Source organism: Shinella sp. JR1-6 (assembly GCF_004284735.1).
Classification (GTDB): domain Bacteria; phylum Pseudomonadota; class Alphaproteobacteria; order Rhizobiales; family Rhizobiaceae; genus Shinella.
The window spans coordinates 17504-27656 of the sequence record NZ_SHMI01000039.1 but is presented as its reverse complement, the minus strand read 5'-3'; the positions used below and the strand labels follow the sequence as shown (position 1 = coordinate 27656).

The window sequence follows — 10153 nt, the reverse complement described above, 5'->3', positions numbered from 1 at the left end:
GGTGGCCGGATTTTACTCCGCCCGCAGCAGCATTATGCCGCCGCTACCGTGGCCGACTTTTGCACCGCCGCTCTCAGTTTGCCGAACCCGGAAGATGTCAGTCCGCTGACCACGAACGACGTTGCGGACCAGCTTTCGACTATGCCCGGTTCGGTGCACGATCTCCTTGATGGACAAACCCTCACTGACGAACCCGCGGATAACGGCGTTTGCCTCTTCGCGCCGCAGATATCCCTCGTATTGCGCCGCTCAGCGGCGGTCAGCAGTTTTGGATTTACCGTGGCAGTGCCGATTGCCATCCGGACCTGTCGCATTGATTTACGAACGGCGTCGAGAAAGGCGTGGCTGGCGTTTTCCATCAGATGCCAAGCCGTTCGATCCTTCCTTCTGCTTCGTCTTGGCCTGCACCTCGGGCTTCGGCAAAAGAACCTTCGCCAGCTTCGCGTCTGCTCGCGCCATCATTTCCCGACCTCAGAACGGCGTTTCGAAGACATGAAATGCGGCGAGCTGCGCTGGAGCGACCGCGAGTAGGGATGGGAAGTGCTGATCCCGTCGGTCGCCTTCAAGAATTCCGGCTCCTCCTTCTTCGGGCAAAAGCCATTCCGCCTCATCCTGCCGGACCTGCTCGATCTCTACAAATACCTCGAAGCCTATATCGATCGCCATCGTGGCGTATTGCTCGGCCCGGCGAAGGACCCCGGCACCTTGTTCGTCAAGACGGTGAAGACGACGAGCCTCGATGCGGCGTACGACTCCACCAAATTCTATGAAGCCTGGCGGACTGTGATCCAGAGGTACGGCATCTACAATCCCTATACCGGCCGCGGCGCCATCAAGGGTCTGCTACCGCATGGTCCTCATAATCTTCGCGACATCCTGGCAACCCACATTCTCAAGCAGACAGGCTCCTATGAGCGGGCGAGCTACGCGATCCAGGATACGCCGGATGTGGTGCAGCAGCACTATGGTCGGTTCCTGCCCCAAGACAAGGCGACGCTGGCAGCCAGGATCTTGAATCAGGTCTGGCAGGCCGCATAGGTCAGCCACCGTCCTGAGTGCAGCGCCTTCAAAGCCCAGAGTGGATGCGGGATCACCTCCGCATCCGTCTGGCAAGCATAGCACAACATGAGCGGCTCTTGTAGATCGTGGACTGAACACCGGAAACCACGTGCGTCGACGCCGAGAGGCTTCAACGAAATTTGGCCTTTTTCGCCTCCGGGCCTCCGATATCGATAAGACGACACTCTCGCGCAATGCCACCCGCCGATTTCAGTTATTGCAGTTAGACGCCCCGGCTACTATATTGCCGTCAAGGAGACAGCATCATGGCCAGCCAGATCATTCACTTCGCCGGGTTGTCGGATCGGGACCGCAGGGCAGCCTCGCCGCTGCCCAAGCTTACTGCTGGCGACAGGCTCGAGCTTCACGTCCACCACGAGGGCGGCCGCGAGCACAAGCTCTCAATTCCGCCGTCGGCCGCCGCTGCGGTTGAAGCCCTACTCGCACATATGCTGCGTGGAGAGCGCGTTGCCGTCCTTACTGAAGACCAAGAACTCAGCCCAACCGAAGCATCCGCGATTCTGGGCATCTCCCGTCCCCTGGTCGTCCTGCGGATGGATCGCGGCGATCTGCCGTTCCGTTATGTCGGCAAACATCGTCGCGCCCTCCTGAAGGACGTGCTTGCGCTGAAATCCAGGCTCGACACCCGCCAGGCCGCGATCGACGCGCTTGCCGACGACACAGAGGACCTCATTCAGACCCATGGCCTCTAAACCGCCCGTCGCAGTTTACGATGCCTGCGTCCTCTATCCGTTTCACCTGCGCAACGTCCTGATCCAGTGCGCCTTCGACGGGCTCGTTGAGGCGCGCTGGACGGATGACATTCACGACGAGTGGATCCGCAACCTCGCAGCCAACACGCCGGCGTTGCCCATCGAACGCCTGATAGCGACGCGCGACAGGATGAAGGCCGTCCTACCGGATGCGGACGTCGCCGACTATCACCGCTTGATCCCGGACCTACAACTACCCGACTCTGACGACCGGCATGTTTTGGCCGCCGCCATCGCCGGAAAAGCCTCCCTTATCGTCACCTGGAACCTCAAGGACTTTCCAGCGAGGGATCTAGCCTCTCATGGTGTGGCAAGCCAATCTCCGGATGCTTTCCTCACCGACCTCCATGCGGCGTTTCCCGATGCGCTGATCTCCAGCGTCAAACGAGCCCGGCAAAATCTCCGAAAGACGATGCCCTCGGTCGACATGTTTATCGATGCACTTCAACAAAGTGGCCTGAAGACTTTTCCGGCACTGCTTCGTCAGAAGATCGGCGGGCTGATCTGAACCGACAAGCGTCTACGGGCTCCCGCTACCCTGGTCATCAACTATTCCTCTTCGCCCCCGGCCGTCTCCAAGGCTTCCTCCTGCACACCTTTCCGGCTAAGCAGCCCCGCATCCTCCAGTGCCTCGATGTCGCGCAGCGTCTCCATGCCAAACGCGGAGAGGAAGTGCTTCGTCGTGACATAGGTATAGGGTGCGCCCGGCGTCGGGCTGCGTGGACCGGAGGCGAGGAAGTTGGCATTGCGCAGGCTGGCGATCGTGTCGCGGCTGACCTCCTTGCCGAAGATTTTTGACAGGTCGCCCCGGGTGATCGGCTGGAAATAGGCAATCGCCACCAGCACCATCGCCTCGAAGTCGGTCAGGGCCGGCGCCGCACTCCGCGTCGGCGCCTGCGACGCTCGAATGGAATCGGCGAAACGCGAATGCGTTCGGTGCTGCCAGCCGCCGGCGACAAAGACGATGTCATAGGGCCGGCCCTTCAACTCCTCGCGCAGGTCGTCGATCAGCAAATCGATGCTGCAGTCCTTGCCGATAACGCGCGCCAGCGTCTCGCGGCTGACTGGCTCGGCCGCGGCAAAGATCACCGCCTCGACACGCAGCATCCATTCCCGCCAGCGGAGCTCCGATGGCAAATCCGCCAGTTCCCGATCCAGGAGGACTTCGTCCTCCGATGTCGATCTGCGACCTCGCCGCGTGCTGGCCGCCTCGGGTTCGCTCATGTCACAACCCATAGATCCGGAACGCACTGCGGCCGGACAGTTCCCGCACGGCGCCAAAGCCTTCCAGCCGGTCGAACAGCCGGGTCGCCGCCCAGCGCGAGAGATTGCTGCCGGGCGCCGAGGCCGCCACGGCGTCCTCATTGTGCAGGGCGTGTATGACGGCGCCAGCGCCTTTCGTCCGGACTTTTGGGGCCGCGATGCGCAGTGCCTCGGCCCGGCGGGCGATCTCACCGGCGGTGCGTAGGGCGGCGCCTGTTGCCTCAGTGACGGCAAGGCAGACGGCGCGGGCAAAACCCGGTTCGCCCGGGCGCACGCGGCCCCTGCCCCCAAGCGTCTTGAAGGCCGGCCCATAGCGCTCGGCCATCAGCAGCGGCACGGCAAAATCCCATTTCAGCAGCGCGGCGATCAGCAGATCGGCCAGCATCCAGGCGAGCGGTTCGACATCCGGCCGCACGGTATGTATGGCCGCGACCAGGTCCGCAGCGGCGAATGGCGCCGGGCGGCCCGATTGCAGCGCGTCGTCGGTGTGGTCGACGGCGGCGGCCAGCCGGTCGTCCCAGGCAAGTCCGAGAAGATCGGCGAGTTCGGCCACCGCCTTCGAGGAAAAGGCGGGTTTTCGGGTAGAAATCCTTTTGGTGGCCAAAAACACCCGGCCGGCCGGGCCGGGATCGCCGCCAGCAGCGGTCAGCAAAAGCGCGTCCCGCAACGCGGCCTCGCCCTCGCTGCGGCCCCATCAGCCGGACCGCGGCGGCGGCACATTTCAGGGCCTGGCGAGACCGCCAGCAGCCGGCCCATACGGGCGCGGAGCGGACAAGATCGTCCAGTAATTTCAAGGCGATGCCGGCGGTGAAGGCGGCAGCAAGATCGTCCGGCGCGCGGCCGCGCGACAGGGTCCAGCCCGGCAAGGCGGCCGTGAGTACCGACGAGGCGACGAGAGGGGTGACGGGCGAATCCATGGTCGCCATCCTATAAAGAGTGCGCGGTTTATGCTATCATTATCGACATAAAGCGCACGGCTTGTCCTTCCTTTATAATGATGGATAAGTTTGCATTATCGGTCGTAAATCAGATCGTCCGGAAGCAGCCGGAAACGACGTGCTCTGCCGGAAAACTGCGGGGAGAAGTGACCTTCTCGGCAGGAACTCCGGCTCCGAAATGACGCGCGGACGCAATACAAGACGCGCCGGCAGACTCTGACGCCGAAAATCGAAAGAATTCGTAAACGGCCGATCCATTCGAGTGGATCGCAGCAGACGGAATCGACGCTTCGGCGCCTGCATGGAGAAACCGTCGAGAATGCTCGCCAGCGGCGCGCGGCCAGTGACTACAGCCATGCTGTCGCCAAGCCCAATCTGTATGCGAGGTAGCGAGCAGAAGCAGAACGGCGCTGGCCGCGAACGTTGCCTGATAGCCGGCCAGATCGAACAGAGCGCCCCGGAGACAGCTCCGAGCGCGATAGCAAGCTGGATCACGACCACCATATTCGGATCACACGATCCATATCGGAAAATGCAACGCTACGCCAGTTCAGCTCGAAGTCCTTGAAGGAAGGTTGGTCCGCGTTCGTTGGTGCGTTCCGGCTGATTACTTCGCGCCAGCCGATATATGCCAGTCGATATAGTCCTCCTATGCCGCAAGGCTCCTCATGCTTTTCTGTTGCCCAGATTTTGCAGATGTATTCGTAGGGCGTTAGGCCGCGCAGTGTCTTTAACCGACGGCCGTAATTGTAGGCGTCAACGAAGTCATGAAGGTGGGCGGTTAACTGGGCATGGCTGTCGTAGTGGTAACGTTTGACAGTCGCTTCCTTGATCGTTCGGTTCATTCGCTCGACCTGGCCGTTGGTCCAGGGATGCTTGATTTTGGTGAGCCGGTGTTCGATCCCGTTCTCACGGCAACGCATGTCAAACATGTGCGTGATGTAAGTGGCCGTAGGGCCATCGGCGTAGCGCGGCGGGAACGTGAACTGGATGCCGTTATCGGTCAGGACGGTGTGGATTTTGTAAGGCACGGCTGCGATCAGCGCGACCAGAAAGGCGGACGCCGATGTTCTGCCTGTTTTGGTGACCAACTGGACGAAGGCGAACTTGCTGGTCCGGTCTATCGCTACGTAAAGATAGAGCTTGCCTTCGGCCGTGCGCACTTCGGCGATGTCGATGTGGAAGTACCCAATAGGGTAGGTCTTGAACTTCTTCTTCGGCTCCTTGTCCCCTGTCACTTCTGGCAATCGGCTGATCTCATGCCGTTGTAAGCAGCGATGTAGGGACGAGCGGGTCAAATGCGGGATCGTGGCCTGCAGCGCGTAGAGGCAGTCATCCAATGGCAGCAGTGTGTGTCGGCGAAAGGCAACGATGATCGCCTCTTCTTCGATTGAAAGTGTCGTCGAGTGCGCGTCTTTTGGACCGGTTGGCAGGTCCTTCACCGCTGTGCGCCGCTTCCATTTCGCTACGGTCTTCTGGTTGATCCCATAGCGCTTCGCCAGAACCCTCAGGCTCTCTTGACTATGTTGTATCGCTCGACGGACTGCCTCTGTCGTGCGGGCGCTCCCGTGTAGAATCTGTCCCATAGCGCATCCCTCCATTCCTGGCTGAATAGTGCACCATCAAATACCGGGACTAAACACCTAGGGCAATCGCCACGCAGACGCAAACGCCCAAGCTCGGATCTTCACGCCGTATAACCGCCTGTTTTTGGCGAACAAATCACTGTGCATAGCGCCAATAAATCGGTAGTCTGCTGTGCGTTACCGATCGCAGAGATAACTACTGAAAGGCGAAGCTGGAGTGTGGATCGAGTCAATCAGGATCGAAGGCGGGACCCTCGATGGCTTCCACCAACATCTCCGTCCCGGTCTGAATGTTCTCATTGGCGGACGGGGCACGGGTAAGAGTTCGATAATTGAGCTTATTCGCTTTTGTCTTGGGGCACCTTCCTCATCCGATACGATTGCAAAGGACTCGCTCGAACACGCCCTCGGCGTGCTTGGCGACGGCAAGATTACAATAACACTCACCGATGAACACGAGCGCATCGAAGTCTCACGGATTGCCAGTGATGACGAAGACCAATGCCCGATTGATGTCGCAGCGCCGTTGGTCTTCTCCCAAAAGGAAGTCGAGCAGATTGGAGCACGCTCCCAATCGCGCATGCGCCTAATCGATGGTTTCGTGTCGGGAAGGAGCGCGGCCGCCTCAAGGCAGGCGCCGCTGCATGCGCGCATTAGGTCGGCTTCAAGCGAGATTCGCGCCCTACTCGCTGAAATTGATGACATATCAGAAAGACTACTGGCACTGCCACGAATCCAGACAAACTTGGCCGAGCTACAACACCAGGGTGCGGCACAGCGAGCGCGTAGCGTTGAGCTGGACGCCCTGCGGCGTCAACTCGACGAGTTAATTCCGCTAGCGAGTGCCGCAAATGTTCGCGCGGCGTCGATAGAGCGTTCGGCCGCAAAACTTGGCGAGTGGACAGACGAACTCGAACTCATTTGCAGCAGGCGACCAACGATCGAGGCTTGGCCCGTGGAGGCAGCGACCTCTGACCAACTTAGTTCACACCGAAGCCGTCTTACGGCAGTAAACCGGACGTTGGCGACCACCATTGACGAGTATCGCCGGATAACGTTGGAGCTAGATGGCCTCCGGCAAACCGCTCAACACGAGAAAGCGGCGACCGACGCACAGAGCCGTGAAGTTCGGCAAAAAATCGAGGAGCAGCAAAAGGGTGCCAGTATCCTCGATCGCCAGATCAGCGAACTCAGCCAGGAGATCGCCGCGTTGAACTCCCTAGCGGCCCTCAAGGCCGAGCGGATCGAGAGAATCAATAGGGTGAACCACCAGCGCCAGGCCGCGCTCGACGAATTGCACGCCCAGACGCAGGAACTTACAAAAAGCCGCCACCAAATTGCATCGGGGCTCACTCGTGCATTATCGCCTGCTATCCGGGTTACCGTTAAGCCCTTAGCGGATTATCGCACCTATCTCAGCGTGCTCAATGGCGCCTTGCGAGGAAGCGGTTTGCGCTATCGCGAACTTGCCGAGCGCATCGTCGCAACATTTAGCCCGCAGGAGATCGCGATCCTGGCGGAAAAGGGCGACGCAGCCAAAATTGCCAACGCACTAGAGATCAACGAGGAACGCGCTCATCGCCTTGCTGAATCGTTGCGCGGCGATGCGGGAACTGAGCTTTTTGTTACCGATGTAGGTGACGAAGTCATCATCGAGCTCCTCGACGGGACAAGTTTCAAAACCACCGACTTCCTGTCGATGGGACAGCGCTGCACTGCGGTCCTTCCAATCATTCTGCAGCACAACGAGCGCATTATCGCGCTCGATCAGCCGGAGGACCATCTCGACAACGCCTTTGTCGTGGGCACACTCGTCCACGCCATACGTGCCCGCAGTCAATCCGCGCAGACGATCATCGCCACTCACAATCCAAATATCCCTGTTCTCGGCGATGCGGACTTGGTGACCCATCTTGAATCAGATGGAGATCGTTGCTTCGTCCACGTTGCGGGTGCCCTAGACGATACAGAGGTGGTCCATTCCATCACCAATATCATGGAAGGCGGATTGGAGGCATTCCAGCGACGCGCCACCTTCTACGCAGAGAGCGGCGCCAGTGACGATTGATCCATTCAGGAAGCTAAGCTCTTCGGATCCTCGTGAGCGCCTTGAAGCAGCGCGCCATCTCGCGGACCACGCACAGGCTACCCATGTCCCGCTTATCGAAAAGGCTCTCGCGGTCGAAACGGTGGCGTGGGTCGCGAGCGCTTTGCGGCGGGCGATTCAGAGGGCCACGCCAACTGAGATCCGAACCGCACCAGTCGAGAAGCAAGACCTCCCGATTGACCAGACAGCCGAGATCTATTCCGAAGCGCTCGAAACGACCGCCAAGCAGATCATTCATGAAATCGAACCTATCCTTGGTTCGCTTCGTCTGTCCGCGGAAACTGAGGTTCCCAACTTTGAAAATTCGGACACAAAGCGTGGGCTAGATCGGATGGAGGCGCTCGTGGCTGGCTTAGCCCGATTGCGGCGCGCCGCCAGCGCTCCAAAAATCGAAGAGATCTCGCTCACAAATTGCATTTATCAATGGATCGAGGAGGAAGCAGGGGCGGGTCCTGTCAGCATTTTACGCGCAGGCCCACACGAATGCACGGTCGAAGCAGACAAGGGCCTCATATGTCTCGGCTTTACCAATGGGCTGCGCAACGCAATCGACGCAACGCTCGCGCTTGCAGTTGAAGACGCTCGGTATCCAGACATCGCAGTGAATTGGGGAGTTACCGACAAGGACGTCTGGATCGCGATCGTCGACAGTGGCGTCGGATTTCGGGGCAATGTGGCTCGCGCCTTTGAGATCGGTTCAACCACTAAGGCAGGACATCTCGGTATGGGTCTCGCAACCGCTCAGCAGGCGATGACGTCGCTGAACGGCAGTGTCCGCCTCATCCCGGGCGACCGTGGAGTCCGATTCGAGATGCGTTGGCCGAAGGCGGTGGGTTGATGCGCATTTTGCTAGTTGAGGACAACGTCGATTTTGCCGCATCGATCGAAAAGGCAATTCGCGGCATCGACGGCTGCGAGGTGACTTGGCGGCGTAGTAGATTGGGAGCGCTTACCGCAATCGCGGAGGAGCCCTTCGATGTGGTAATCCTCGATCGTCGTATTCCGACCGAAGACGACTTTCTTGATGATCATCGAGACCATGGATGGGCTGTGTTCCAAGCGATTGCCGAGCAGCTTCCCGGTACGTCTGTATGGTTTCTCACCGGCACTGTGGATCCGGACTTTCCCGTCGACATGCTCCGCGACCATGGTCGACGTGGCGATATACATTGTTGCGGCCGCGAGGATCCTATCCACCAGGTGTTCTGGAAAAATCGAATGAACGATTGCGTCGCCGCCGTGCGATCGTTTCGCGCGGAGGTTCAAAGAACTGACCAGATTCACTTGGAATACGTGGACGCCCCCGTGAACCTGCGCGGGGAGGAAATGCGCCTATTAAGGCTCTTTGGACGAACGCACGGCGGCAGCCGAGTCGAAGTCCGTCAGCTCGCTGGCGGGCTTTCGGGTGCAAGGGTGTTACGGGTCACGGTTTTCAACGCCGCGGGCGCCGCTCAAATTACGTCGGTAGCAAGACTTGGAGTGTTTAGCGAGATCGCGGTCGAGAAAGCGAAGTATCATTCAGAGGTGGTGAGGCTTGCACCTGGCTCCTTTCCTCAAGTGACCGCCGAGATCGCACTGGGCGCCGGCAGTTTCGCAAGCATATTCTACGGCGTGGTTGGGGCTGAGGTGAGAAGCCTTTTCGATATCCTTACCAATGACCCGATCGCCGGTGCGGCCGTCCCGGCGCAGGTTCGTGCCGATCACGCGATCTGGCATGGAGCACGCCAGATTGAGCGGTTGCGGGTCTCAACCATTCGGCGGAGCGTCGTCGGTGATGTTGTCCTCCAAGGACTCGGCGAGGAGCTTGCGGGACTTGACTTGGGCGCAGTTGAAGCGATCGAGGTGGACGCGGCGCGCTGCATGCAGCATGGGGATTTGCACTGTGCGAATGTTCTTTTCGATGACTTCGCACGGCCAATGGTAATCGACTATCCCGAAATTGGGCGTTCGCTTGCCTCGCTCGACCCTGTTGCTCTTGAGTTGAGCACAATCTTTCATACGGATGCACCCGATCGCGCAGGATGGCCTACAGAAAACCAGGCAATAGGCTGGACCGAGATTGATCTCTTTTGCGCCGGCTCACCGTACGAGGCCTATATTAGGGCTTGCCGGGCCTGGGCGTTGGGCGTTGCGGGATCGGAGCAAGAGGTATGGGCGGTCGGATACAGCTATGCGCTCCGGCAGTTGAAGTACCGCGATACCGACAAAATACTGGCCCGCGCCATTATCCGCGGGTGCATGGAGCGGCTGCTGCGTGGCGCCGAAGGCGCATGAAAAAGCCCGGTGCGGGAGGAGATGCACCGGGCTTCGATTCTGACTGACAACTTGGGAGGAGGAGGGTTGCCAGTCGTTGCCCGAAGCTGCTGGGAGGAGGAGTGCAGCTCCGACCACCCGAATGTATGCTGCATTGCAGCATTCTTCAAGAAG

At 59.6% G+C, this 10153-nt stretch carries 7 protein-coding genes and 3 pseudogenes; 6 read left to right on the top strand and 4 right to left on the bottom strand.

From position 1 onward, the window contains the following. Positions 1 to 75: 75 nt before the first annotated feature. A pseudogene (locus tag EXZ48_RS35640) lies at positions 76 to 410 on the bottom strand (ISL3 family transposase); the annotation flags it as partial. On the opposite strand from EXZ48_RS35640, the pseudogene EXZ48_RS31305 reads away from it, so the two are divergent. The 3 genes and pseudogenes from EXZ48_RS31305 to EXZ48_RS31295 all read left to right on the top strand — a co-directional run. Continuing rightward, a pseudogene (locus EXZ48_RS31305) lies at positions 367 to 1038 on the top strand (hypothetical protein); the annotation flags it as partial. The pseudogenes EXZ48_RS35640 and EXZ48_RS31305 sit on opposite strands and share 44 nt — an antisense overlap. A gap of 287 nt (positions 1039 to 1325) precedes the next feature. Next, positions 1326 to 1772, top strand: a complete 447-nt coding sequence (locus EXZ48_RS31300) for a helix-turn-helix domain-containing protein (protein WP_130520914.1) — start codon at positions 1326 to 1328, stop codon at positions 1770 to 1772. Continuing rightward, positions 1762 to 2340: a PIN domain-containing protein gene (locus EXZ48_RS31295; RefSeq protein ID WP_130520912.1), complete on the top strand. Its 579-nt coding sequence runs from the start codon at positions 1762 to 1764 to the stop codon at positions 2338 to 2340. Before EXZ48_RS31300 ends, EXZ48_RS31295 begins: the two co-directional genes overlap by 11 nt. 41 nt (positions 2341 to 2381) lie before the next feature. On the opposite strand, the gene EXZ48_RS31290 is transcribed toward EXZ48_RS31295, so the two are convergent. The 3 genes and pseudogenes from EXZ48_RS31290 to EXZ48_RS31280 form a co-directional block, all read right to left on the bottom strand. Then, the gene (locus EXZ48_RS31290; RefSeq protein ID WP_130520910.1) at positions 2382 to 3056 is read right to left on the bottom strand and encodes an SMC-Scp complex subunit ScpB; all 675 of its coding nucleotides are present in this window, start codon (positions 3054 to 3056) and stop codon (positions 2382 to 2384) included. Between the two features lies 1 nt (position 3057). Then, positions 3058 to 4012: pseudogene (locus EXZ48_RS31285) on the bottom strand (DUF1403 family protein). Between the two features lie 512 nt (positions 4013 to 4524). After that, the gene (locus tag EXZ48_RS31280) at positions 4525 to 5619 is read right to left on the bottom strand and encodes an IS481 family transposase (RefSeq protein ID WP_245462414.1); all 1095 of its coding nucleotides are present in this window, start codon (positions 5617 to 5619) and stop codon (positions 4525 to 4527) included. Between the two features lie 217 nt (positions 5620 to 5836). On the opposite strand from EXZ48_RS31280, the gene EXZ48_RS31275 reads away from it, so the two are divergent. Genes EXZ48_RS31275 through EXZ48_RS31265 form a run of 3 tightly spaced genes read left to right on the top strand, consistent with a single transcriptional unit; the run spans position 5837 to position 10000 of the window. Then, positions 5837 to 7687, top strand: coding sequence for an AAA family ATPase (locus EXZ48_RS31275; RefSeq protein ID WP_064334487.1), 1851 nt, complete (start codon positions 5837 to 5839; stop codon positions 7685 to 7687). Next, entirely contained in the window at positions 7677 to 8564 is an 888-nt protein-coding gene (locus EXZ48_RS31270; RefSeq protein ID WP_064334488.1) for a HAMP domain-containing sensor histidine kinase, read from the top strand. Before EXZ48_RS31275 ends, EXZ48_RS31270 begins: the two co-directional genes overlap by 11 nt. Beyond that, positions 8564 to 10000, top strand: coding sequence for a response regulator (locus EXZ48_RS31265; RefSeq protein ID WP_130520908.1), 1437 nt, complete (start codon positions 8564 to 8566; stop codon positions 9998 to 10000). Before EXZ48_RS31270 ends, EXZ48_RS31265 begins: the two co-directional genes overlap by 1 nt. Positions 10001 to 10153: the final 153 nt, after the last annotated feature.